This window comes from Brevibacterium permense, from assembly GCF_013280495.1.
GTDB lineage: Bacteria > Actinomycetota > Actinomycetes > Actinomycetales > Brevibacteriaceae > Brevibacterium > Brevibacterium permense.
In genome coordinates, this window is record NZ_JABSSX010000004.1 from 59,625 (window position 1) to 85,059 (window position 25,435).

Here is a 25,435-nt window from a genome sequence, read left to right on the forward strand (position 1 = left end):
TTTGTGAAAATCCTCCAACCGTAGAATAGACCGGGCCCAATTTCGGGCCCAGTCCTTATTGTCTAGCGGAGGTCAATGCGTGCAGGATCCGAACGAAGAGACGTTGAAGCGCCCAGTCGTCGAACGCGAACGATTCGGCGGAACCGACCGGGCCACGAGAATCAGCAGGGACGTCGATCCTGAGAAGCGCGCTCCGATCGACAGCACGGAGATGAGCAAGGGCCCGGAGGAGCTCTCCGACGAACGCGGCTCCAGGGTCAACTGGCGAGTCTTCATCGTCGCCTCCCTCATCATCCTCGCCTTCTCCGTTTGGGCCATGCTGATGCCGGGCCAGGCACAGTCGACGATGAAGACCGTCGTGGACTGGATCGCAGAGAACCTCGGTTGGTTCTACGTCGTCACCGTCACCGTCGTCATCGGCTTCGTCCTCTGGGTCGCGCTGTCCAAGGAAGGCGGCGTCAGGCTCGGCCCGGACCACTCCCGTCCGCAGTACAACCTCTTCACTTGGGTCGCGATGCTCTTCGCCGCAGGCGTCGGCATCGACATGCTCTTCTACTCGGTGACCGGACCGATCACCCAGTACCTCGAACCGGTCAACGCCACAGCCGAATCGGCCGCCGCCGCACAGGACGCCGTCGTGTGGACGATGTTCCACTACGGCATCGCCGGCTGGTCGATGTACTCGCTGCTCGGCATGGCCATGGGCTACTTCGCCTATCGCTGGGGGATGCCCCTGTCGATCCGCGCGGTGCTCTACCCGCTGCTGGGCAAGCGCGTGCGCGGTGCCACCGGTGACATCATCGATATCTTCGCCCTTGTCGGCACCGTCTTCGGCGTGGCCACCTCGATGGGCATCGGCGTCGTCCTGCTCAACGTCGGGTTCGCCACTCTCTTCGGTCTCGAAACCGGACTGGCCCTGCAGATCGCGCTCGTCATCGTGGCCGTCGTCATGACCGTCGCCGCCTGCACCTCGGGCGTGGACAAGGGCATCCGTCTCGTCTCCGAGCTCAACCTCTGGTCGTGTGCGGCGATGATGCTCTACATCCTCGTCACCGGCAAGACCGCCTTCCTGCTCAACGCCATGGTCGAGAACATCGGCCGTTTCATCTTCACCCTGCCCGAACGCACGCTGTCGACGTTCGCCTATGTCGACGGCGGATCCGAATGGATGAGTGGCTGGACCCTGTTCTTCTGGGCCTTCTGGCTCGCTTGGGGTCCCTTCGTCGGGCTGTTCCTCGCCCGCATCTCCCGCGGTCGCACCCTGCGTGAGTTCGTCATCGCCGCAATCACCGCACCCGTCATCTGTGACTTCATCATCGTCACGATCTTCGGCAACTCGGCGCTGTCCGAAGTCTTCAACGGCAACGATGAGTTCGCGCAGACGGCCATCGCCTCCCCGGAACAGGGCTGGTACGACCTGCTCGAGATGTTCCCGGGAGCGACGTTCCTCATCGGCCTTGCCACGCTGTCCGGCCTGCTCTTCTACCTCACGAGCGCGAACTCCGGCGCCATGGTGATGTCGAACTTCTCCTCCTCGATTCCCAATCCGGAAGAGGACGGAGCCAAGTGGCTGCGCATCTTCTGGGCCCTGGTCACTGCGGTGCTCACGATCGCCATGCTCGTCGCCGGCGGCGTGACCACGATGGAGTACGCGACGTTGATCTTCGCCCTGCCGGTGACGATCATCGCCTATCTCGTCATGGCCTCGTTCTCGAAGGTGCTGCGCATGGAGCGCGCCGAACGCGAGGGCCGGATCCGTCGTCGCCGCACCACGGCCGCCCACGGCGGACGCGCTCCGGAGAAGACCTGGCGTCAGCGACTGGCGACCCTGCGGTCCTACCCGACGAAGAAATCCGTCGAACGCTTCGTCACCGAGGTGGTCGGACCGTCCCTGGAGGCCGTGGCCAAGGAGTTCCGCGAACTCGGTTACACCGTCGAACACCTCCAGACCCTCGACGAGGACAACGAGATCATGTCGAACACGCTCAATGTCGACATGGGCGATCAGCGCGACTTCCACTACGAAGCTGCAGCCATCGAGGCGAATGTGCCGTCGTTCGGCGCCCGCAACGCCCCACGAGGTGACGACAAGTACTTCCGTATCGAGGTCTTCACACAGACCGGTTCGGAAGGCTACGACCTCATGGGTCTGAGCGCTCAGCAGATCATCGACGACGTGCTCGACCGGTATGAGAACCATCTGTCGTTCCTCGCCTACTCGCACGAGCACTCGTTCCAGTCGGTCGTCACTCCGCCGACTCCGCCGACCACGGATTCGATTCCGGCGGTGCCCACGGAAGCCGACGATGTCGAGGACATCGAGGAACCGAAGCACTGAGTGAAACCCCTCGCCGAGGCGGCCGTGCCCACCCGTGCACAGCCGCCTCGGCGACGGGGTGAACACAGCGATCGAAGGAGCGGTGACCGATATGGTCACCGCTCCTTCTGCATTCATTCCGACGCAACGGATCCGGAACATCTTCGCGCCCCATGCTCGCTGCGTTCCTGCGAGGATGGAGGCATGACTAGGGACCGACGCTCCAGGGGCAGTACTACTCTCGTGTTCGGGATCGGGTTCGCCGTCTTCGCCTCGATCGCTTTCTTCCTCGCCAACGCCGGTATCAACCCACTCAGCGATCATCGTTTCAGGGGAATCAACCCGAATCAGGCGCCGAACATCGGGATACTGGTCCTGTTCTTCTTCGCCGCCATCGCCGCCTTCGTCTTCTACGAGGACAAACCGCCCGCCGGCAGCAGCGCCGCCCGTGCGCAGCAGGCAGCGGATCCCCATGGGGTGAAACGCAAGCAGCCGCCCACCGCCTTCGTCCGGAACCCATGGCCTCGGGTGTTCGCCGTCGGACCGGTGTGGGCCGTCTGCGGGGTCATCGCCGCCTTCATCTGGCATGCCTTCGCGAAGGACTCCGGAATTCCGGGCACAGTCTGGGGCGATCTCACCGCTTCCCCGCTGCCGGCCTTCGCTCTGCTGTTCGGGCTGTGGGCCACCGTCAACCTCAGCCTCACCCTCGGCGCGATCGCCGATGCCTTCCATCGCACGCTGTGGGCGATCTTCCTCATCGTCTCGGTGCTCATCGTGATTCTGGCGATCACCATCGGCGTCGTGGCCTCGAACATCCTCACGGTGTCGTCGGTCGCGGCTCTGGCAGTGACCGCCGTGTGCCTCCTCATCACCACCGCGGCCCTCATACCGGCGCGCCTGTTCGCCGTCGCTCGAGCCCGCGTCACCAACCGGATCGATGCGGCCCACGAAACTCGGCTGCAGTCTCTGCTGGCGACGCTCACCCCGGGCGAGAGCCTCATCCTCCACTTCGCCGACAGGGAGAACCCGGCCGGGCAGATCCTCGCCGCCACGAACCAGCGGCTCCTCCTGGCCGCACCCACCAGCACCGGGACCGGGCCCACCCGACCAGGACAGGTCCGCATCCTCGACCAGGCCCATCCCGGACAGCTGCGCGGAGCCAGCACCAAGTTTCGTCCAGCCGGGCACACCGCCTCGGTGCACTTCCGGGACCGCCCGGACATGGAACTCATCGGCGGGGACCCGAGCGAGGCAGACAAGTTCGCCGAAGCGCTCACCTCTCTGGCCACGACCGGCCGTCTTCCGCAGGAGGAGGATACTTAAGCCATGGACCTCAGCCAGGTGCTCGCCCTGCTCACCGCCGGCGACTACACGATCTCCCGCGAGATCATCCAACGCGGTTTCGCTGTGCTCTTCCTCATCGCCTTCGCCTCCGCGTTCAACCAGTTCCCGGCTCTCCTCGGCGACCGGGGACTCACCCCTGCTCCACGGTTCATCGCTCTGACCTCGGCCCGACAGGCTCCGACGATCTTCCGCTGGAAGCGGTTTGCGTATTCGGACCGACGACTGCGCCTCGTCTGCGTGGTCGGAATGGTGCTGGCCGCCTCCGCGATCATCGGTCTGCCCCAAGCCGGCCCCGCATGGGTGCCGATTCCGGTGTTCTTAGGCATGTGGGCGCTGTACTTCTCGATCGTGTCGATCGGGCAGCGCTTCTACGGATTCGGTTGGGAATCGCTGCTGCTCGAAGCCGGGTTCCTCATCGGCTTCCTCGGCTCCCACGATGTGGCCCCGACTTTGCCGATGATCCTGCTGCTGCGCTGGTGCGTCATCCGCATCGAATTCGGAGCCGGAATGATCAAGATGCGCGGGGACTCGTCCTGGCGGGACCTCACCGCGATGGACTATCACCATCAGACCCAGCCGATGCCGAACCCGCTCTCCCGGCGCGCGCACCTCATGCCGGGCTGGTGGCACAAGGCTGAGACCCTCGGTAGCCATATCGTCCAGCTCGCCGCGCCGTGGCTTCTGTTCCTGCCCCAGCCGATCGCCTCGTTCGCCGCTGTCGCCATCATCATCACCCAACTCGCGCTCGTCATCAGCGGCAACTATGCGTGGCTGAACTGGGCGACGATCCTGCTCGCCTGCTCCGGAATCAGCGATACGTTCTTCCGCTGGATCGTCGGCGGACCGTTCCCAGACTGGGGATGGAATTCCGTGAACGCTGCGATCGCGAATCACACCAGCACCGAGGCGGCCGACCTCGTCGCTGTCCCCGATCCGGTCGAGGCGCTGCCGGTCTGGTGGCTGATCATCGTCCTCGTATTCGTCGCATGGCAGGCCTGGTTGAACGTGCCAGCGCTGCGCAATCTCTTCTCACCGAATCAGCTGATGAACGCGAGCTTCAATCGGCTCGGGCTCGGCAACGCCTACGGCGCTTTCGGCTCGATGACCGAGACCCGCAACGAGATCATCATCGAAGGGTGGATCGACGACGGAGACGCCCCTGGCACAAGAGCCGACGATCCCGGCCACGATGACGCCGACGCAGGCTGGCGCGAGTATCGGTTCAAGGGCAAACCCGGTGACGTTCTTCGTCGCGGGCCCGTCGTCGCGCCCTATCATCTGCGCCTCGACTGGCTCATGTGGTTCGCCGCGCTCGGCGACTACCGGCAGACGTGGTTCACCGAGCTGCTGCGCGCGATCGGCTCCGGTGATCCGCAGATCCGCCGCCTCATGGGCCCCGACCCCTTCGACGGTGCCGCCCCAGACCTCATCCGCGTCCGCGTCTTCACCTACCGCTATGCCACCCGCGCCGAACGGCAGGCCGCCGCCGCTGCCGGAGAACCGAAGCCGTGGTGGATGCGCTCGGACCCGCGCATCCTCGTCCGGCCGATAGACTTACGGCAGAGCTGACCGACGATGCGCGCGCTGAAGAGCTGACCACCCATGAACACCCGAAGCCGAGCGCTGTCCCACGGAGTGACCGGCGCTGTTGCCCTCAGCGCCGTGGCGACTGTCGTGTTCTTCGCCGTCAACACCGGCCTGGCCCACACCTCCAGCTCATCGGACGTCGTCATCGATGCTGCCGCGGCCGGACCGCTGACCTTCGCTTTCATCGGACTGATCACCTTCGTGGCGATCATCTTCTTCACAGGATCCGACCGCGGCGAAGGACTCGAATCCGAACTGAGCGGAGCCCCACGCGGATCTCTCACGCTCTTCACCAAGGATCCGCTCATCACCGTCACGAGCATCGGGCCGCTGTTCGGGCTGTGCTTCAGTCTGGCTGCACTCCTGTGGCGGACATTCGCATCCGCACCCGGCGCTCCCGGAACCGTCTGGGGTGACTTCACGAGCTCACCTCTGCCGTTCGTCGCCTTGTGCACGGCAACCATCGCGTCGACGAACTTCGGTCTGGCAATGGCCGGAGTCACAGTGGCCGTACGCAGCCACACCGGCTTGGCACTCTGGCTCGTGGCCGGCAACGTCATCCTCGGCATGGGCGCCGGGGCTCTGTTCGCCTGGCTCTCTTTCGCGAACACGGTCAGCGCCGCGGCCATCACCGTGCCGCTCGCAGCGGTCTCCGTCATCATTCTGCTCGGAGCCCGCCGGATGGCCATCAGCAGCGCCGGCGAGGAGAAGCTCTCCGCGCGAGCCCGTCGCCGTGGGCCGACTCCGCCGCCCTATGACGCCCTTGACCGAGACGAGTCCGTGTGGCTGAAGATCGGCAACTGCAATCCGCGCGGTGCCGAGTTCCTCCTCGTCACACCTTCCCGACTGGTCCACACCCGCCCGACTTCCTCAGGAAGCACGGAGATCATCGGCGAGGCGGCACCGAAGCAACTGGTCGGGGCGAGCACTCGAGTCGATCACGGGCGAGCAACAGCCATTGTGCAGTTCCGGGATCGACCGGCTTTCCGCCTGTACGGCACCGACCCCGAGGAGGCCGCCGAGTTCACGCGCAGGCTCACCGTCCTCGCCCGGTCGGGGATCCTCCCCGACTGAGGCGCCTCCTCGGCGAGGTGATTCTCCGTTCTGAAACGGGACGTCAGTGACGCCGACTCGAGAGGCCGCCTCGGCGAAGGTCAGTCCACGCCGAGCGCGAGCAGAACGATGAGGACGACGTTGAGGACGATGATGAGCGCCGAGGCGGCCACGGCGATGAGCGTGATCCAGCGTGCGTTCGCGAATTCGCCCATCACGCGGCGGCTGCTCGTGAGCCTGACCAGGGGGATCATCGCAAACGGGATGCCGAGGCTGAGCACGACCTGGCTGAGCACGAGCGCCCAGGTCGGGTCGACGCCGATGGCGAGAACGATGAGCGCGGGGATCATCGTGACCGCGCGCTGCCACACGATCGGGATGTTCACCCGCAGCAGGCCCTGCATGATCGAAGCGCCCGCATAGGAGCCGACGGCGCTCGAGGCCAGTCCCGAGGCGAGGAGTCCGATGCCGAAGAAAAGGCCGACGACCTCGCCGAGGTTGGCCGTGACGACCGCGTGTGCGCCTTCGATGGTGTCGGTGCCGTTCTGCCCGCGCAGCGCTGCGGCGGCCAGGAACAGCATGGCGATGTTCACGGAGCCGGCGATGACGAGGGAGAGCACGACATCCCAGCGGCTGGCGCGCAGCAGCTGCCCGGTCGAGGCGGTCGCATTGTCACGATGACGATCGAGCGACAACGCCGAATGGAGGTAGATCGCGTGAGGCATGACGGTAGCGCCGAGCATGCTCGCTGCCAGCACCACGGAGTTCGTGCCTTCGAGCCGCGGCACGATTCCACCTGCGGCTTGCCCCCAATTCACATCCCCGACGAACAGGCCTGCTAGAAAGCCGATGGCGATGATGACCAGGAATCCGATGATGACGAATTCGAAGGGACGCTGACCGCGAGTGGATTGGATCGACAGCAGGAACAGCGACACCACCCCGACGATGAGTCCGCCGAGCAAGAGCGGCAAGTCGAAGAGGATCTTCAGTGCGATCGCGCCGCCGATGACTTCGGCGAGATCGGTGGCGATGGCGACGACCTCGGCCTGCCCCCAGTATGCGAGGCGGGACCTCTTCCGAAGGCGATCACCGAGGATGCCCGACAGCGACTGCCCGGAGACGAGCCCGAGTTTCGAGGATAGGTATTGGACGAGAACGGCGATGAGGTTCGCGGCCACGAGCACCCAGACGAGGAGGTACCCGTATTCCGCACCGGCGGTGAGGTTGGCCGCGACGTTGCCCGGATCGACATACGCGATGGCCGCAACGAAAGCAGGGCCGAGGAGGACTGCAGTGGAGATCTTCTTCCGGCCATGCTTCTTCAGTCCCCGTTCGCGGGTGCGCACCGATGCTGAGGGGTCGACATTCATAAAGTTAAGGTACATTAACTTTCTTGTCGAAGGCAACACGACACCGGGCCTGAAAAGTGAACACGGAAGGGCTTAAGGTTCGAGCGTGAGTCTCTCGGAGCGAGGGAGCTCGACGGCTGCCCACGTGACTGGTGGTGGGTGCTCGCGGTGGTGAAGTTCCTCGCCGCGGCCGGCCTGGTGGCAGGGACCTGGATTCCCGGGTTCGGCGCGGCGGCCGCGGCAGGCCTCGCCGTGCTCATCTTCTGCTTCGTCGTATAGGCGCCCGCTCACTTCACGCCGGAGCCCATGTCTCAGTCCGGAGAATTCTTCGCCACATCCCGCACCTCGATCCTGTTTTGGCCTAGAGTCGAAGTACGGCACCGGCGCCCCTGCGGCGCTGAGCCGTCCGACGGAATCGCTGAACTGCTCGGTGATGGTGCCGAGCCACCCGGCAGAGGAGTGTGGACATGCCCGAATATGCCGACAGCAGTCGCACGCGCGACGAGACTCCCCACGAACGCCACGAGCGATGGGCCTGGATCCACGAGACAGCCTCGATGACCGGGTGGAATTTCTCCCCGTTGGCCAGCCGCCTCGTCGCCGATGATCCGCCGTGGGACTTCGATCAGATCTGCCTCGACGCAATAGCCGACTCACTCAGCTGCCTCGACATGGGCACGGGAGGCGGCGAGCGCCTCGGCGAACTCATCGATCGCCTCAAGGGGGCCCGGCCTCCCGGCGAACCATCGCCGACGATCTCCGCGACCGAGGGGTGGGAGCCCAACGTGCCCTTGGCCGCCTCGATGCTGGAGGACTACGGCGTCGAGGTCACCCGGTACGACAGCGATCATCACCCGGAGATGCCGTGGGGCGACGGTGAGTTCGACCTCGTGATGAATCGTCACGAAAGCTATGACCTCGCCGAGGTGGCCCGCGTGCTCTCCCCGGGCGGGCTGTTCCTCACTCAGCAGGTCGACGGCACGGAGGCGCAGGAGTTCCGCGACCTCTTCGGCGGCGGGGTGGGTGATCTGCACCAGCAGCTCGAGCCGTGCATCAGCGACGCCGAGAGTCAGGGCCTGTCGATCGAGGCGGCTCGCAAATGGCAGGGCACGATGCGCTTCACCGATGTCGAGGCGGTCATCGAGTACCTCGCCTATATTCCGTGGGACGTTCCCGGGTTCGCCGTCAGGTCCAACCTCGATGTCCTCAGACGCCTGGCCGAATCGAGTGAGCCGATCACCGTCACCCAGAAGAGGTTCCTCATCGTCGCCCACAAGCCCTGACCCGCGCTGCCTGCATGCCCGCAGGGTGGTTTTCCCGACCCCACTCTTGGGATAGCAGGATGGGGCGCCGCCTTTCTGCGTCGATAGCGTCGAAGCATGACTTCGACGGACTTCTCGTACCCCCAGCCCACCGACGATGAGCTCGCGGCACAGCAGCCCCGGGTCCCTGTCCCTCCCGTCCATCTCGTCTATGCCTCGCCGCGGCCCGATGCACTGGCTGATGCGCATAACGGCGTCGACGCTCGAATGGATGACGTCGCCTCGGCGACGTCGCCGACGCTGGGCAAGGTGGCCGTGGCGCTCTCGATCGTCGCCATGGTTCTCAGCTTGGCCGCCTCGGTGATTCTGGGTGTCACCGTCGGACCCTCCGAGGCGGCGTCCGGCTACTACTTCACGGACACACCGGATTGGTATCAGACCTTGGCGACCATGCTCGTCGGAGTCCAGGGCCTGTGCACCTGCTTGGGTCTCACGGGAATCATCCTCGGCATCACGGCCGCGGTCACCGGGCGGGGCCGTACGCCCGGCATCATCGCCATCGCTGTCGCCGCGATCGCCCCGTTCGTCTCATTCGGCACCTTCGTCGCCCTCGCCTTCATCGCCGCCTGATTTTCTGGCTCGCGCCTCTCCCGACTTCGCCGAAAAACGCACTGAGCGCCGAAGCACGCGTGTGCGCATGCGTTTCTCGACACTCACCCTGTTTTTCGACGAACTGTCCGAAATTATCTACGGCTGCCGGACGGTCCGAGTCAACGATGCCGAGGGCCGATCGCCGACTAGAATTGCGGGATGACGACCTTGCCGCTCTCCCCCGCCTCGGCGGATCATGGGCGCCTGCATTGCGGGTATTTCGAGCGCGGGAAATGCCGTTCCTGCGCCCTCATCGAAACGCCCTACGGGCATCAGATCACGGACAAGGAATCCTGGTGTCGGGAGACCCTCGCCGAGGCGGCACCACGTCAATGGCTGCCGACATTCGCCGGCGGTGTGCGGGATTTCAGGAACCGCGCGAAGCTCGCGGTCGGCGGGTCGTCCGGGCAGGTGACCTTGGGCATTCTCGATCAGGAGTTCCACGGCGTCGATCTGCGTGATTGTGGGATTCAGGCCCCGGCGATCCGTGCGGTGATTCCGGTGCTTGCGGACTTCCTCGATGGCACGGGACTCGAGCCCTATGATGTCGCAGCGCGCCGTGGGGAATTGAAGTTCGTCCATGTCACGGCGGCACCGTCGGGTGAGCTGATGATCCGGTTCGTCGTCCGCACTCAGCATGGTCTCGATGTGCTGCGATCGCGGAAGGGCCCGCTCTTCGAACTCGTCCCAGCTGCGACCGTGGTGTCGGTGAATCAGCTGCCCGAGCACAAGGCCGTGCTCGAAGGCAGCCGCGAGGAGATGTTCCGCGGCGAATCGCTGCGGATGAACCTCGACCGGGTGAATCTGCATCTGCGACCGCAGAGTTTCTTCCAGACCAACACCGCTGTCGCCATCGGGCTCTACAACCAAGTGGCCGAGTGGGTGGACGCCGTCGGCGCGAAGAGTCTGTGGGACCTCTACTGCGGAGTCGGTGGGTTCGCGCTCTACTGCGCTTCGCACGCGCGGCGAGTCACCGGCGTGGAGGTCAGTGAGCAGGCGATCGAGTCCGCGAAGGTCAGCGCCGCCGAGCTCGGCATCGACGCCCGCTTCCTCGCCGGCGATGCCACGGAATTCGCCGAGGCGAACCTGGCGGCACCAGCCGGCCTCGAACGACCGGACTGCGTGATCGTCAACCCGCCTCGGCGAGGGATCGGGGCGCGGCTGTCGTCAGCGTTGGAGGACTCCGACGTCGAGCACATCGTCTACTCGAGCTGCAATCCCATCTCTCTGGCGAAGGATCTCGCGCGGATGCCTGCCTATGAGGTCGCCCAGGCGCGGATCTTCGACATGTTCCCGCACACGAAGCACCTCGAGGTCGCGGTCCTGCTACAGCGGCGGTGAGCAACCGCTGCCCTCGCCGACCGCCCGAGTTACCGCCGACGGCACACCGCATAACTCGGTACAGCGACGATAATGCGAGCGGTCGACGACGTCGGATTCTGCGAAAACGGTATCGCTTCGACCCCGCAGGCTGTAGGCTCGTTGGCGATGACCGGAGAGGCATATAGCCGCTCACGGATCGGTAACCCGGTCGACGGTTGAGCCGCAGAGGTCACGAGCGTTCTGCTCGCGGTCCTCCTCATGATGAAGTCATTTCTCAATTCTCAGTTCACCATGCCCGAAAACATCTCGGGCTATCAGCGAACCACCCTCCATCCGAAAAGGGACTTCATCATGTCAGCAACCTTCAACCACACCATCGTCGCCGCAGCCGATCCAGCCGCCTCGGCGCAGTTCTATGTCGATATTCTCGAAGCCGAGCACACCCAGTCCTGGGGACCGTTCGCCAACATCATGCTCTCCGGCGGGGTCATGCTCCAATTCGCCTCTCCCCCGCCTGGGTACGACATCCTGCCCGTGCACATGGCCTTCCTCTGCTCGGACGACCACTTCGGTCGAGCCCTTGACCTGCTGAAACAGCGCGAGCTTGACTACTGGGCGGACCCACAGCGCACTCGCCCGCAGGAGACGAACACCGAGCACGGGGGTCGCGGAGTGTATTTCCTCGATCCGTCGGGAATGTATCTCGAGCTCATCACTCGCCCCTACCTCTGACTGCCCCTGACACTCACCGACCGCTCGAGTCAGCGTCCACCGCTCGCCGCATAACTCGGTGCAGTGGCGGCAACTCGAGCTGTCAGCGGGACCCAACAGCGTCAGTGCTCCACCGCGAGAAGACTCACACTCTGCCGATTCTGCGCTCAAGCATGTGGTGATTCGGCGACGAGCGCATAGACTCGTCAGTCGCACGGCCCCACGAACGACCCAGTTCGCGGGGCCTGTTGTGTAAGCTGCCCGATCCCACCCACTGAACCGACGATTGCTCATGCCCGCCACCGAGGCGGCTGTGAGTCCGGAGACCACGATGACGATGCTGAACTCACCCACCCCCGAACCCGCAAGCAGCACTTCAGGCGGATCCGACCGCTCCACTGCGTCCACCTCCTCGGGCGGATCGGACGATCCTCCCCCTGCCCCCGGGGCCGGATCCGAACCTGATCCGGCCGACGCCCCGACGGAATCCGGTGCAGCTCCACACTCCAACCGAGTCGGGAAAGTCTTCGTATGCTCGGTCGCCGTCGTCATCGCCTTCATGGTGTGGGCGACGATCGCACCCGATGCGCTCTCTGACCTCATGACACGGGCGATGACGACGGTGTCCACGGGATTCGGCTGGATCTACCTCATCGTTCCGTTCGCCGCGATCGCGATGTTGGTGTGGTTCGCTGCCAGTCGATTCGGTCGACTCCGCCTCGGCTCTCAGGACTCACGTCCCGAATACCGCACGATCACCTGGCTCGCGATGATCCTCGCGGCCGTGATGGGAATCGGCCTGGTCAGCTACGGAGTGGCCGAACCGATGTCGCACTTCATGACCCCGCCCCACGGACTGGCCGAACCGGAGACCATGGACGCAGCGATTCGCGCGATGCAGTTCTCCTACCTCGACTGGGGATTCCAAGCCTGGGCGATCTTCGGCGTCTTCGGGCTGGCGATCGGCTACTCCACGCACCGAAAGGGCCGCCCGGCACTCGTATCCACGATGCTGCGCCCCGTTCTCGGCCGTTTCGTCGACGGCTGGGTCGGCAACTTCATCGACATCCTCACCATCATCGCCACACTCTTCGGGACGACGACGTCCTTGGGACTCGGCGCCTCGCAGATCGGCGAGGGACTCAACACCGTCCTCGGCGTGGAATCCACCATCGTCATGCAGATCACCGTCATCACTGTGCTCACCCTCCTCTTCACCGGTTCGGCATTGACCGGAGTGAGCCGAGGCATCAAGTACATCTCGCAGATCACGCTGACTATGGCGACTCTGTTGGGCCTCTTCGTCTTCATCACCGGACCCAGCGGCTTCGTCTCCAACCTGTTCGTCCGGTCCGTCGGTGCCTTCGCCGGAGACTTCGTCGAACTCAGCTTCATGACACCCACGAATGCCGAGGACAGCGAATGGATGCTCGGCTGGACCTATTTCATGATGGCGTGGTGGCTGTCCTGGAGCGCCTTCGTCGGCATCTTCCTGGCCAAGATCTCGAAGGGCCGCACCATCCGGGAGTTCGTCGCCGGCGTCCTGCTCGTGCCCAGTGCCGTGTTCTTCGTCTGGTTCACCGTCATGGGCGGTTCGGCGATCAAGTTCGACATCGACGGCGCCGGGATCGGTGAGGCCACTCAGGACAACCTCGACACCGCTTTCTTCAGCCTCCTCGACCAGCTGCCACTGTCCATGCTCGCTTCGGTCTTCACGATCATCATGATCATCCTGTTCTTCGTCTCCTCCGCAGACTCGAACACTTTCGTCCTCAGCTCGCTGTCGTCGCAGGGATCCTTCGCGCCCCGGCGTCCGGTCATCGCGACCTGGGGGTTCCTCACCGGAGGCTGTGCGGTGATCCTGCTCCTCGTGGGCGAACTGCAGGCCCTGCAGCAGGCGGCGATGCTCTCGGCGGTGCCGTTCACCATCATCGTGGTCGTCCTGGGCATCGCCCTGATCAAGGAGCTGCGAAGCGATCACCAGATCGTCGAAGAAGTCGCGCGCGAGCGACGTGTACTCGGACTCTGACGCTTGATCCGATCACACCGACCGCTCACGTTACCGCCCACCGCTCACCGCGTAACTCAGTACAGCGACGGCAACGTGAGCGGTCAGTGAGGATTGTCAGTTCCGGCTGCCAAAGCAGGTGGCGTGACCAGAGCTGAACGATGTCACCGCAGCTTGGCGGTCACCTCGGCGGCGGCAGCCTTGACCTGGTCGACCACAGGACCGGTGTCCTCGGGCAGGGTCTCGGTGACGAATGAGAGGCCGATGGCTGCGATCGGGCGACCCAGCACATCGAATACCGGTGCCGCGAGCGTCGAGATTCCCGGCGTGACTTCGCCGTGTTCGAACGCACTGCCGGTCCGTCGTTCCTGGGCGAGCACGGCGTTGAGCGCTTTCACCGAGGTCGGGCCCTTACCCGTGCGCGTGACGAACTCGGTTTCGGATTGCAGCATCGCCAGTACCTCGGACTTCGGCAGCTGAGCGAGGATCGCCCGCCCGGTCGCCGTGAGGTAGCTCGGCATGCGCACACCGGTGGCGGTGATGACCGCGACGGATTTGAGCGACTGCTCCTTGAGCACGTACTCCGTCTCCCAGCCGCGGATGACGGCCAGCTGCGCGGTCGTGGCGGTATCCTCGGCGAGCTGACGGACGATCGGCTGCGCCAACCGCTGCAAGGGGTTCGTCCGCAGGTAGGATGCCCCGAGCTCGTGCACACCGGCTCCCAGCACATACCCGGATTCAGTGCGCGCCACGAGCCCAAGTTCCTCGAGCACGGCAAGGATGTCATATGCGCTCGACCGCGGAATCTCCAGCGACCTGACCAGGGCGCCGGCCGTGATCGACCGATTCGACGAGGCCATATGCCGCAGGATCGCGATCGCCCGCCGCAGTGCCGGAACCTCAGCCACGACTCAGCCCTCCATCTCCAAGACCGCGAAAGCCTGAGAGTAGAGATCGGCGATATCGCCGAGTTCGGCGTGCACGCCGTCGCGCACGCGCACTCGACCGCCGCTGACGGTCAAGGACACGTCCGCCGAGGTGGCCGTGAGGATGATCTGTTCGTTCAGTGATCCCATGGTGCGCATGCTGTCGGTGCGCAGGGCGACGAAATCGCACGCCTTCCCGACCTCGAGCGCGCCGACTGGCAGGTCGAGGCTGCGTGCCCCGCCTTCGGTGAGTGCCGTGATGAGTTCGGTCGGTGAGAATCGGCCGCGCTGACCGGAGCGCAGGCGTTCGCCGGCTTCGAGCCCTTGGGTCTCGCGCAGGGCGTCGAGGACGACGTGCTGGTCGGAGCCGAGCGAGATCACAGCTCCGGCGTCGGCGAGTTCCCGGGCCGGTCCGATGCCGTCAGCGAGGTCCGCCTCGGTGCATGGGCACATGACGATCGAAGCCCCCGAGCCGCCGAGGATCGCGATGTCGTCCTCGCTCAGGTGCGTGGCATGGACGGCGGAGAGTCGGTCGGTGACGACTCCGGAGCGTCCGAGCACCTCGGTGGGGTTGGCTCCGTACGCACTCTGGCAGGCCTCGTTCTCCGCGGGCTGTTCGGACAGGTGCACGTGCACGGGCCCGGTGAGTTCGGCGAACCTCGGCAGGTTCGCGGCCGGGACTGCGCGGATCGAGTGGATGGCCGCGCCGACGTGGACGAAGCTCGCACCTGGAGCGTTGACAGGGAATTCCTCGGCGAAAGCCTCGGTGAGTCCGGCATGACGGTCCATGTACCCGTCGATGGTGCCGTCACCGAAACGGGCCTGTTCGGCCGAGAGTTCCGCGTCGATGGCGCCGGTGAGGTAGCAGGTGTCGAGGAGTCGGATACGGATCCCCGCCGAGGCGGCCGCCCGTGCCAGCGCCCGTTCCATGGCGTGGGCGCGAGGTTCGGCATCGTCGTTCGCGTCCCCGCCGGGAAGCTCAGCGCCGTAGGGCGTTCCGTCCTGAGCGTGGTGAACGTAGTGGAACTCCCCCACTGAGGTGTAGCCCCCGGCAAGCATCTCGGCGAACACGGCGCGGGCCACCGTCTCATAGGTTTCCGGGTCGAGCTTCGCTGCGACCGAGTACATGACTTCGCGCCAGGTCCAGAAGGTTCCGCCGTCGCCGTGGGTGCGACCGCGCAGCATCCGATGGAAGGCATGGGAGTGGGCGTTGACTCCGCCGGGCAGGATGAACCCGTGCACCGCCTCGGCGTCGGACGGAGCGGTGTCGATCCCGGTTTCGACGGCGGTGAGCGTTCCGGTGTCGTCGGCGCTCAGCAGGACTCCGCCGGCGACGGCTCCGTCGACCCAGGCGGATTCGCACCAGTAACGGGTGCTCATCGTGCACCTCCGTTCGTCGGGCCTCCGACACTGCCGTCGACAATGGCGTGTTCGATGCCGAGTTCGCGGGCGAGCACGTTGACGAGCGCGTCGACCCCGGCCCTCTGGTCGTCGACCTCGCAGGCCTCTTCGGGAGCGTGCGAGACGCCGGTCGGGTTGCGGACGTAGAGCATCGCCGACGGCACATGGGGTGCGAGGATTCCGGCATCGTGTCCGGCCCCCGAAGGCAGCAGCGGAGCGTCCGGCAGCACCGAGGTCAGGCGCGAGTTGAGGTCGGCGGTGAAGTGAGTCGTCGGAGAGTAGGACTCCTGAGAGATGGTCACCTCGACACCGGAATCAGCGCCGTGGTCCTTCGCACGTCGGCTGATCGCCTCGAGCACCTGCTTGACGATAGCATCGTCAGGGTGGCGGATGTCGAGCCAGAAGCTCATGGACGAAGCGATGACGTTCGTCCCACCCGGATGGATGAGGGTGCGGCCCACAGTCGCCACGGCGCTCGCGTCAGTGGCGGCCGCTAGGGTCGGGATGTCCCCGATCGCGCGGGAGGCCGCGACCACCGGGTCCGCGCGATGGCTCATCGGCGTCGTGCCGGCGTGGTTGCCCTGACCGGAGAAGGCGAAGTGCCAGCGACCGTGGCCGATGATCGAGGAGCCGATGGCGACGGCCTGATCGGTGTTGATCAGACCGACGCCCTGTTCGACATGGAGTTCGATGAAGGAACCGATTCCGGCCAGCCGAGACTGGTCACGCCCGATCCGATCCGGGTCGAGGCCATAGCCACGGGCGACGTCGGCGAAAGTGTCACCGGCGGCGTCCTTGAGGCCGAGCGCGCGGTCAGCGTCGATGGCGCCGGTGAGCAGGCGCGAACCGAGACAGGCGACGCCGAAGCGTGAGCCTTCCTCTTCGGAGAACACTGCCAGAGCGAAGGGTCGGGTGGACTGGTCGAGTGCGCCGGAGGCATTGAGCACATCGAAGGCCGCCAGCGCCGAGGCGACTCCGAGAGGACCGTCGAACTCGCCGCCGCCGGGCACGGAGTCGAGGTGGGAACCGGTGACGACGGCGTTCGCACCTTGCGGGGTGGCCCAGGCCCACGTGATTCCGTTGGCGTCGATCTCCGTGTCGAGGCCACGGCGGTCCGCCTCGGCGAGGAACCACTCACGCAGCTCCCGTTCGGTGGCCGAGAATCCGGGCCGCTGGTAGCCGGGACCGCGGGTGTCGCGGCCGGTGTCCTCGATCTGGCTCAACAGCGAGACGACATCGCTCATTAACAGTTCACTCCGTTCGAAATCGGTCGGGTCCGGTGATGTGTCGGCGCCGTGGTCGGCCGGCCCTGGCATCAGAGGCCCGTCGGTCGGGCCCGGTCGGCGACCGGTCCCTGCCCGGTGTCAGTCCTGGTGGGTGGTGGCTGCTGAGGTGCCCGAAGCCTCGGCGGCGGCTTCGAGGTTACCCAGCGCAGTGAACTCTGGATCGTTGACGGCCGGTCCGCCGTCTTCCGGCTGCCAGGTTCCGGCAGCAGCGGTGACGGTGTGGGTCAGCGGTGCAACCGCCTCGGCGGCGGCGATCAGCGAACCGTCCTTGACCTTCGCAATGGTCTCGGCGAGTTCGGGCGAGAGGAACCGGTCAGGGCCGGGTCCGGGAACGGTCTCACGGATCGCCGCGATCACGGCTCCGGTCACCGGTGCCGGTGGGGCGTCGCGCATATCGCAGGCACGGGAGGCGGCATAGAGTTCGATGCCGACGACGGAGGCGAGGTTGTCGATGACCTTGCGCAGCTTGCGTGCGGCCGACCACCCCATGGACACGTGGTCTTCCTGCATGGCCGAGGACGGGATCGAGTCGACCGAGGCCGGGGTAGCGCCGCGTTTGGCCTCGGAGACCATGGCCGCCTGCGTGTAGTGGGCGATCATCAGTCCCGAATCGACGCCGGCGTCATCGGCGAGGAATGGAGTGAGGTTCTGGTTGCGGGCGACATCCATCATCCGGTCGGTGCGGCGTTCGGACATCGAGGCGACGTCGGCGGCGACGATGGCGAGGAAGTCCAAGGCGTGGGCCAGTGGTGCGCCATGGAAGTTGCCGTTTGAGGACACCATTCCATTGGTGAGCACGACGGGGTTGTCGATAGCGGCCCGCAGTTCGCGTTCGGCGACACCGGTCGCGAAGGCGACGGCGTCGCGGGCGGCACCGTTGACCTGCGGGGCACAGCGCATCGAATACGCGTCCTGGACGAGGTGGGTGGAGTCGCGGTGGCTGGCGGTGATGCCCGAGTCCTTGAGCGAGGCGAGCATGTTCGCGGCCGAGGCGGCCTGACCGTCGTGCGGGCGCAGTGCGTAGTGGAGCTCGGGGGCGAAGACGGCATCGGTGCCGAAGAGTCCTTCGATGCTCATGGCCGCGGACACATCGACTGCGGTGAGCAGGTTCTCCAGGTCGGTCAGGGCCATGATGAGCATGCCGAGCATGCCGTCGGTGCCGTTGACGAGAGCGAGGCCTTCCTTCTCGGCCAATGTCACCGGGGTGATTCCGGCGGCAGCGAGGATCTCATCGGCGGGCCCGGCCACACCGTCGGGTCCCTCGGCCACGCCTTCACCCATGACGACGAGAGCGCATGCCGACAGTGGTGCGAGGTCGCCGGAGCAGCCGAGCGAGCCGTACTCGTGGACGACCGGGGTGATTCCGGCGTTGAGCAGGTCGACATAGGTCTGGAGGACTTCGGCGCGGACGCCGGCCCGACCGGTGGCCAGGGTGCGGGCGCGCAGCAGCATGAGGGCGCGCACGACCTCGCGTTCGACGGGTTCGCCGACGCCGGCGGCGTGGGAGCGGATAAGGGACTTCTGCAGCTGTGTGCGCAGTTCGGCGGGGATGTGGCGCTGCGCGAGCGCACCGAATCCGGTCGAGACTCCGTAGACGGGCTTCTCCGCCTGAGCGAGGGCGTCAATGGCCTCGCGGTACTTGTTCACCCGGGCCAGGGTGGCTTCGGACAGCGAGACCTTCGCGTCGTTGCGGGCGACTTCGACCACCTCGGCGAAGGTCAGCGTATCGGGGTCGAGATCGATGAATGTGGTCATCGTGTGCCTTTCTGTAAGTGCGTCAGTGTGATGTCTGAGTCGTGGATGAAGTTCTCCTACGCCGGCGCCGAGGTGGTTCCTCGCCGTCGACGCACTGTGCTCGTGCGTAGGTGGCTCAGTCGTGCCGGGTGGGGCGTTCGCGCGGTCAGTCTCGACTGCGCGGCCGCTCAGTCGCGGGGTCGATTGTCGACGATGAGTTCACCGCCGGAGTAGACGCGTTCGACCAGCTGCACACCGGGCCGGTAGGCCAGGTGGCGGTAGCTGGGTGCGTCGAGGATGGCCAGGTCGGCGCGGGCCCCTACTCCGAGGTGGCCGACGTCGGTGCGCTGCAGGGCGTTGGCCCCGCCCGCTGTAGCTGCCCACACCGCCTGTTCGACGGTGAAGTGCAAGTCCCGGACGCCGATGGCGATGACGAACGGCATGCTGTTGGAGAACCCTGACCCGGGATTGCAGTCGCTGGCGATCGCCAGCGATACTCCCGCGTCGACGTAGCGGCGGGCGTCGGGGTAGGGCTGGCGGGTGGAGAATTCGATGCTCGGCAGCAGGGTGACGACGGTGCCCGCCTCGGCGAGGACGGCGAGGTCCTCATCGGAGGCGAAGGTCGCATGGTCGACGGACACGCAGCCGAGTTCCGCGCCCAGCTTGAGCGCCCCGCCCTCGGTGAGCTGATTGGCGTGCAGCCGCGGTTTCATGCCGACGGCCTTGCCGGCTTCGATGATCCGCCGGGTCTGGTCTTCGGTGAAGGCACCGGTTTCGCAGAACACGTCGATCCACTTCGCCTTGCCCTCGGCCGCAGGGATGATCTCGTCGATGACGAGGTCGACGTAGCGTTCCGGCTCGTCCTTGAACTCCGGCGGGACGACGTGCGCGGCGATGAGGGTCGATTCCTCGGTGTGCCGGTTGATGATGTCGAGTGCCTGGATCTCGTCGGGCACGGTCAGCCCGTAGCCGGACTTGATCTCGAACGTCGTCGTTCCCTGCCGCCTGGCCTGATCGAGCAGGTGGACGAGGTTCGCCTCGAGTTCGGATTCCGTCGCTGCGCGAGTGGCGGCCACGGTAGTGGCGATGCCCCCGGCCGAGTACTTCTGCCCCGCCATGCGGGCTGCGAATTCCTCGGACCGATCGCCGGCGAAGATGAGGTGATTGTGGCTGTCGACGAAGCCCGGGATGACAGCCTTCCCATCGAGGTCGATCGTCTCGAGTCCGCCCAATTCATTCGCCGAGGTGACTTCCCCATTGACGATGTCATCGTCGTTGACGTCGTGTGCGATCGCCTCGCCGAGGTAGTTCTGCACCGCCGTGTCCGCCTGTGCGGACGGCCCCGACCAGATGACCCGGCCGTCGTCGACGAGCAGAGCGGCATCTGTGACGACATCGAGTTCGCCGAGGCGGTCGAGGTCGTTGACGACCAATTCGCTGATCCCGGTGAATAGCTGCATGACGGTCGGCCCTTTCCGATCGGTTATGGTCCACAACAAGTATGGACCGCGCGGAGACGACAGAGAACGACCCGAAACGAGATTCGTCCGATATTTCGGACAGTGGGCGAGGGCAGCTGCCTGGCACGAAGAGGTTCACCGCCACCGCACGCGACCTGCCGTCCGGTGCAACAGACCAGCGGGGCACGCGATCTGCCGACAAGCAGAGCGGCGGCGCACCTCGCGACTCGCGGTCGGCAACCGCCCGCGGCACGCAAAAAGTCGAGCAGCACTGTTTCAAATCAGTGCTGCTCGACTTTTCTCGAGCTGTTCGGCGCCCTTACTGCAGCGCGGAATCCACGTTTGGTACACCCTATTCTGAACTGCCCACCGAGTGTTGCTACCACCGATAGATTCCGCCGTGAGCAATTCAGAACAGCCTGTACCAAAGTGCCCGCTTCAGCCGCGACCGCGCCCGTCGACGCAGCGCACGTGTACGCACCTGCGCCGCAGACTGCTTACTGTGCGGCGGATTCCTCGTCACGCTTGTCGAGCTCGGGGATCATCGGCACCCGCTGACCGCGCTCCTCAGCCACCTCGGAGGCGCGGTCGTAGCCGGCGTCCACGTGGCGGATGACGCCCATGCCCGGGTCGTTCGTGAGCAAGCGTGCCAGTTTCTGAGCGGCCAGCTCGGTGCCGTCGGCCACGGAGACCTGTCCGGCGTGGATGGAGCGGCCGATCCCGACGCCGCCGCCGTGGTGGATCGACACCCAGGTCGCCCCCGAGGAGGTGTTGACCAGGGCGTTGAGCAGCGGCCAGTCGGCCACGGCGTCCGTGCCGTCGAGCATCGATTCGGTCTCGCGGTAGGGGCTGGCGACGGAACCGGAGTCGAGGTGGTCGCGACCGATGACGATCGGGGCCGAGATCTTGCCTTCGGCGACGAGCTTGTTGAACAGCAGACCGGCCTGGTGGCGTTCCTTGTATCCGAGCCAGCAGATGCGTGCCGGCAGGCCTTCGAACTCGACGTATTCGTTGGCGGCGTCGAGCCATGTGTGGAGGTGTTCGTTCTCGGGGAAGAGCTCCTTGAGAGCCTGGTCGGTGACCTCGATGTCCTTCGGGTCGCCGGACAGCGCGACCCAGCGGAAGGGTCCGAGGCCTTCGCAGAAGAGGGGGCGGATATAGGCGGGGACGAAGCCGGGGAATTCGAAGGCACGGTCATAGCCGGCTTTGCGAGCTTCGTCGCGGATCGAGTTGCCGTAGTCGAAGACCTCGGCGCCGCGGTCCTGGAATTCGACCATGGCCTTCACGTGCTTGGCCATGGACTCCTCGGCGCGGATGGTGAACTTCTCGGCATCCTGCTCGGCCTCTTCGTGCCACTCGTCGACGCTCACGCCCACCGGCAGGTAGGACAGCGGGTCGTGGGCCGAGGTCTGGTCGGTGACGATGTCGACTTCGGCTGCCTCGGGGCGGTCGAGGATGAGCGGGAGGATCTCGGCGGCGTTGCCGACGAGCCCGACGGACAGGGCCTGCTTGTTCTTCTTCGCTTCGATGACCTTGGCCAGTGCGGTGTCGAGGTCGGTTTCGACCTCGTCGAGGTAGCGCTTGCCCTTGCGACGGTCGAGGCGGGTCTTGTCGACGTCGATGATGAGGCAGGCGCCGCCGTTGAGAGTCACGGAAAGCGGCTGGGCTCCGCCCATTCCGCCGCAGCCGGCGGTGATGGTCAGGGTTCCGGCGAGGGTGCCGTCGAAGCGCTTGCGGGCGATAGCACCGAAGGTCTCGTAGGTGCCCTGGAGGATGCCCTGGGTGGCGATGTAGATCCAGGAGCCGGCGGTCATCTGGCCGTACATCATCAGGCCCTCGGCCTCGAGCTCGCGGAAGTGCTCCCAGTTGGCCCAGTCGCCGACGAGGTTGGAGTTCGCGATGAGCACGCGCGGGGCCCATTCGTGGGTGCGCATGACGCCGACCGGCTTGCCGGACTGGATGAGCAGGGTCTCGTCGTCCTCGAGGTCGTCGAGGGTGCGCACGATTGCGTCATATGCTTCCCAGGAGCGGGCTGCGCGGCCGGTGCCGCCGTAGACGACGAGGTCTTCGGGACGCTCGGCGACCTCGGGGTCGAGGTTGTTCATGAGCATGCGCTTGGGGGCTTCGGTCTGCCAGGACTTCGCGGTGATCTCGGTTCCGCGGTCGGCGCGGATGACCCGGGAAGGGTCGTGCTGGGTGAACGACGGCTTGGTGGTCATGGGTTCTCCTTGTCGCTGTGTCCGACAACGCGGATACTGGTCTGCGGGTTCGGCAGGAAACCGACTATCGGCCCGTCCTGCGCTGTCTGCTCTGACTACACATCCCATTCTGGCGGCTGGAGAGGATCGCGGAAGTGGTCCGGATCAAGTTCTGTCCGATATTTCGGACGTGCTCGAGTATGCGCCGCACACCCCATTGCCGACCGCCACAAAACAGCTCAGGCATTGATTACCCAGCGTGCAATAATGATGGCCACCCGCATGTCCGACCGCCTGAACGCCTGACGAGGGAGATCGTCCATGGAGCTGCAGCAGATCCGCGCCTTCGTCGCAGTCGCCGAGGAACTCCACTTCGGCCGCGCCGCCGAGCGCCTCGGCATGGCCCAGCCCCCGCTGAGCCGCACCATCCGCTCCCTGGAGACCGACCTCGGCGCCTCCCTGTTCCAACGCACGACCCGCTCGGTCAGCCTCTCCCCCGCAGGCGAGGCCCTGCTCGAGCCGGCCAAACACATGCTCGCCACCCAGCAGGCCGCGATCGAATCCGTCCACCGCTCCTCCAGCGGTGAGGTCGGCCGGGTTCGCTTCGGGTATTCGCACCCGTCCTCCCGCGACCTGGCAGCCACCCTCGTGGCCGCCTCACACGAACGCAGTCCGGGAATCACCTTCCACCTCGAGTCGACCGTCTATGCCGACGAGGGGCTTGAGAGGATCGTGGACGGCACGCTCGATCTCGCCCTTGTCCGCTGGCGCCGGCGGCCCCCGCTCATCGCCGGACGCCCCGTCGCGATCGAGCGCCCCTGCGTCGCCATGCCGAGTTCACACCGACTGGCGAAGCGAAAGAAGATCGGCGTCGCCGAACTCGCCGATGAGCCCTTCGTCCTCCTGCCCGCGCGGCCGAATTCGAACCTGCGCGAGACCGCCATGCGACTGTGCCTCGATGCCGGGTTCAGCCCGCGTACGGTCCAGGAGGCCCCCGACTCGCAGTCGATCTCTGCGCTCGTGGCCGCCGGAATGGGTGTGACGATCACGTTCGACTCCGTCGCCGCCGGCTACGACTCGCGGGTCTCCGCGGTGCCGCTCGACCTGCCGAACGAAGCCACTCAGCTTCACCTCGCCTATCGACTCGACCATCAGGCCGCCGCCCTGAGCACGGTCCTCGATGTCGCCGAGGCGGTCCTGCCGACAGTCCGCTGAGCTCGGCCGGTCTCACCGCCGTTCGGAAAACCTCCACGTCCGTCGCCCACGCGACCGACCCCACCGTCGTTCGCCGCGCACGCGTCCGCAGTCGGTGCATCCGCCATGGGGGCGTCGGATGACCATTCATTGAGACGACCTCTTGTCTCCGGCGATCTATTCGGATATGTTCATCAATCAGAATGTATTGATATCAGCATCGGCAGTGATGCCGAAGGGATCGATGCCCCACCGCCGCGGCAGGACGGCTCGATCACAACCCAAAGGGAGACTCTGTGTCCGAAGACATCGTCATCTGCGAACCTCTCCGCTCCCCCGTGGGCGGATTCGGCGGACAGTTCAAGAACGTTCCGCATGAGGAGCTCGGCCGACAGGTCCTCACAGCCCTGCTGGAGAAGACCAACCTGCCGGGCGAGACCATTGAGGATGTCGTCCTCGGCAACTGCTATCCGCACATGGAGACTCCGGCGATCGGCCGCGTCGTCGCCCTCAATGCGGGACTGCCGATCACCGTTCCCGGCCGCCAGGTCGACCGTCGCTGCGGCTCCGGCCTGCAGGCGATCGCCGACGCCCACGCGATGATCTCAGCCGGTTTCGCCGACCTCGTCGTTGCCGGCGGCGTCGAGTCGATGAGCCGCGCACCGTTCTTCAACGAGGAGATCCGGTGGGGCGTCAAGGGCGGCAACATCGAACTCAAGGACGGTCTCGTCCGCGGCCGCCTCACCGCCGGCGGCAAGGATTACCCGGTGCCCGGAGGAATGATCGAAACCGCGGAGAATCTGCGTCGGGAGTACAAGATCTCGCGGGAGGACCAGGACGCCTACGCCGTGGAATCGCATCGTCGGGCCGCCTCGGCGACGGAAGAGGGGAAGTTCGCCGACGAGATCGTGCCGATCACGCTGCCCGCCACCCGGAAGACCCCCGAACAGGTCATCTCGACCGACGAGCACATCCGTCCCGGCTCGACGGTCGAGAAGCTCGCGAAGCTCAAGCCGATGCTTGGGAAGTCCGACGACGAGGCCACGGTGACCGCGGGCAATGCCTCGGGCCAGAACGATGGTGCCGCCTTGTGCATCGTCACCACCGCGGCCAAGGCCGCCGAGCTCGGCCTGCGGGTCTTCGCCCGCATGCGCAGCTGGGCGGTGGCCGGAGTGCCGCCGAAGACGATGGGCATCGGTCCGGTCCCCGCGACCGCGAAGGCACTGCAGCGTGCGGGTCTCGAACTCGGCGATATCGACCTCATCGAACTCAACGAGGCATTCGCGGCGCAGGTGCTCGCCTGCACGACCGAATGGAAGCTGTCCGAATCCGACTTCGCCGAGCGTCTCAACGTCAACGGCTCGGGCATCTCACTGGGCCACCCGGTCGGCGCGACCGGTGGGCGCATCCTCGCCACCCTGCTGCGCGAGATGGATCGCCGCGAATCGCGCTACGGCCTCGAGACCATGTGCATCGGCGGCGGTCAGGGAATGGCCGCCGTCTTCGAACGCGTCGCCTGAGACTCACCCCTCCTGAGCCTGATCTTTTCAAGGCAGAACTGAGTTCCGGACGTTCCGTGCGGGAACGGACACCCATTTCCCGCACGGAACGGCCGGAACTCTCCTCGA

The 25,435-nt window shown here is 65.7% G+C and carries 18 protein-coding genes and 1 pseudogene; 12 read left to right on the top strand and 7 right to left on the bottom strand.

Going from position 1 to position 25,435, the window contains the following annotated elements; all coding sequences use genetic code 11:
* Positions 1-79: 79 nt before the first annotated feature.
* The 4 genes from betT (at position 80) to HK353_RS07355 (ending at position 6,322) form a co-directional block, all read left to right on the top strand.
* A complete protein-coding gene (gene betT, locus HK353_RS07340; RefSeq protein ID WP_173154613.1) occupies positions 80-2,338 on the top strand; it encodes a choline BCCT transporter BetT in 2,259 nt (752 codons plus the stop codon).
* 183 nt (positions 2,339-2,521) lie between these two features.
* Complete coding sequence (locus HK353_RS07345; RefSeq protein ID WP_173154616.1) at positions 2,522-3,640, top strand: hypothetical protein; 1,119 nt, start codon at positions 2,522-2,524, stop codon at positions 3,638-3,640.
* A gap of 3 nt (positions 3,641-3,643) precedes the next feature.
* Positions 3,644-5,230 (top strand): lipase maturation factor family protein, encoded by a 1,587-nt coding sequence (locus tag HK353_RS07350; RefSeq protein ID WP_173154618.1) that lies wholly within the window; start codon positions 3,644-3,646, stop codon positions 5,228-5,230.
* A gap of 33 nt (positions 5,231-5,263) precedes the next feature.
* Entirely contained in the window at positions 5,264-6,322 is a 1,059-nt protein-coding gene (locus HK353_RS07355; protein ID WP_173154621.1) for a hypothetical protein, read from the top strand.
* An 80-nt stretch (positions 6,323-6,402) separates the two neighbouring features.
* On the opposite strand, the gene HK353_RS07360 is transcribed toward HK353_RS07355, so the two are convergent.
* The gene (locus HK353_RS07360) at positions 6,403-7,674 is read right to left on the bottom strand and encodes an Nramp family divalent metal transporter (protein WP_245395857.1); all 1,272 of its coding nucleotides are present in this window, start codon (positions 7,672-7,674) and stop codon (positions 6,403-6,405) included.
* 111 nt (positions 7,675-7,785) lie between these two features.
* Here HK353_RS07360 and HK353_RS17000 point away from each other — a divergent pair.
* From HK353_RS17000 to HK353_RS07390, 6 genes and pseudogenes are all read left to right on the top strand, one after another.
* Positions 7,786-7,932, top strand: a pseudogene (locus HK353_RS17000) (DoxX family protein); the annotation flags it as partial.
* A gap of 188 nt (positions 7,933-8,120) precedes the next feature.
* On the top strand, positions 8,121-8,936 hold the full coding sequence (locus HK353_RS07370) for a class I SAM-dependent methyltransferase (RefSeq protein WP_173154630.1): 816 nt from the start codon (positions 8,121-8,123) through the stop codon (positions 8,934-8,936).
* Between the two features lie 96 nt (positions 8,937-9,032).
* The gene (locus HK353_RS07375) at positions 9,033-9,545 is read left to right on the top strand and encodes a hypothetical protein (protein WP_173154633.1); all 513 of its coding nucleotides are present in this window, start codon (positions 9,033-9,035) and stop codon (positions 9,543-9,545) included.
* A gap of 180 nt (positions 9,546-9,725) precedes the next feature.
* Complete coding sequence (locus HK353_RS07380) at positions 9,726-10,907, top strand: methyltransferase domain-containing protein (RefSeq protein WP_173154636.1); 1,182 nt, start codon at positions 9,726-9,728, stop codon at positions 10,905-10,907.
* Between the two features lie 333 nt (positions 10,908-11,240).
* On the top strand, positions 11,241-11,621 hold the full coding sequence (locus HK353_RS07385; RefSeq protein WP_173154639.1) for a VOC family protein: 381 nt from the start codon (positions 11,241-11,243) through the stop codon (positions 11,619-11,621).
* A 271-nt stretch (positions 11,622-11,892) separates the two neighbouring features.
* Positions 11,893-13,629: a BCCT family transporter gene (locus HK353_RS07390; RefSeq protein WP_245395858.1), complete on the top strand. Its 1,737-nt coding sequence runs from the start codon at positions 11,893-11,895 to the stop codon at positions 13,627-13,629.
* A gap of 143 nt (positions 13,630-13,772) precedes the next feature.
* Here the strand turns inward: HK353_RS07390 and HK353_RS07395 are convergent, their stop codons facing one another.
* From HK353_RS07395 to hutU, 6 genes are all read right to left on the bottom strand, one after another.
* Positions 13,773-14,516, bottom strand: coding sequence for an IclR family transcriptional regulator domain-containing protein (locus HK353_RS07395; RefSeq protein ID WP_173154642.1), 744 nt, complete (start codon positions 14,514-14,516; stop codon positions 13,773-13,775).
* A 3-nt stretch (positions 14,517-14,519) separates the two neighbouring features.
* On the bottom strand, positions 14,520-15,914 hold the full coding sequence (locus HK353_RS07400) for a formimidoylglutamate deiminase (protein WP_173154645.1): 1,395 nt from the start codon (positions 15,912-15,914) through the stop codon (positions 14,520-14,522).
* The gene (locus HK353_RS07405) at positions 15,911-17,179 is read right to left on the bottom strand and encodes an allantoate amidohydrolase (RefSeq protein ID WP_173154648.1); all 1,269 of its coding nucleotides are present in this window, start codon (positions 17,177-17,179) and stop codon (positions 15,911-15,913) included. Before HK353_RS07405 ends, HK353_RS07400 begins: the two co-directional genes overlap by 4 nt.
* A gap of 120 nt (positions 17,180-17,299) precedes the next feature.
* Positions 17,300-18,976, bottom strand: coding sequence for a histidine ammonia-lyase (gene hutH / locus HK353_RS07410; RefSeq protein WP_173154651.1), 1,677 nt, complete (start codon positions 18,974-18,976; stop codon positions 17,300-17,302).
* Positions 18,977-19,143: 167 nt separating this feature from the next.
* Positions 19,144-20,415, bottom strand: a complete 1,272-nt coding sequence (gene hutI / locus HK353_RS07415) for an imidazolonepropionase (RefSeq protein WP_173154653.1) — start codon at positions 20,413-20,415, stop codon at positions 19,144-19,146.
* Positions 20,416-20,912: 497 nt separating this feature from the next.
* The gene (hutU, locus tag HK353_RS07420) at positions 20,913-22,634 is read right to left on the bottom strand and encodes a urocanate hydratase (RefSeq protein ID WP_173154656.1); all 1,722 of its coding nucleotides are present in this window, start codon (positions 22,632-22,634) and stop codon (positions 20,913-20,915) included.
* 300 nt (positions 22,635-22,934) lie between these two features.
* On the opposite strand from hutU, the gene HK353_RS07425 reads away from it, so the two are divergent.
* A complete protein-coding gene (locus HK353_RS07425; RefSeq protein ID WP_173154659.1) occupies positions 22,935-23,828 on the top strand; it encodes a LysR family transcriptional regulator in 894 nt (297 codons plus the stop codon).
* Positions 23,829-24,103: 275 nt separating this feature from the next.
* Positions 24,104-25,327 carry an acetyl-CoA C-acetyltransferase gene (locus HK353_RS07430; protein WP_173154662.1) on the top strand — a complete coding sequence of 408 codons (1,224 nt, stop codon included), beginning with the start codon at positions 24,104-24,106 and terminating at the stop codon, positions 25,325-25,327.
* Positions 25,328-25,435: the final 108 nt, after the last annotated feature.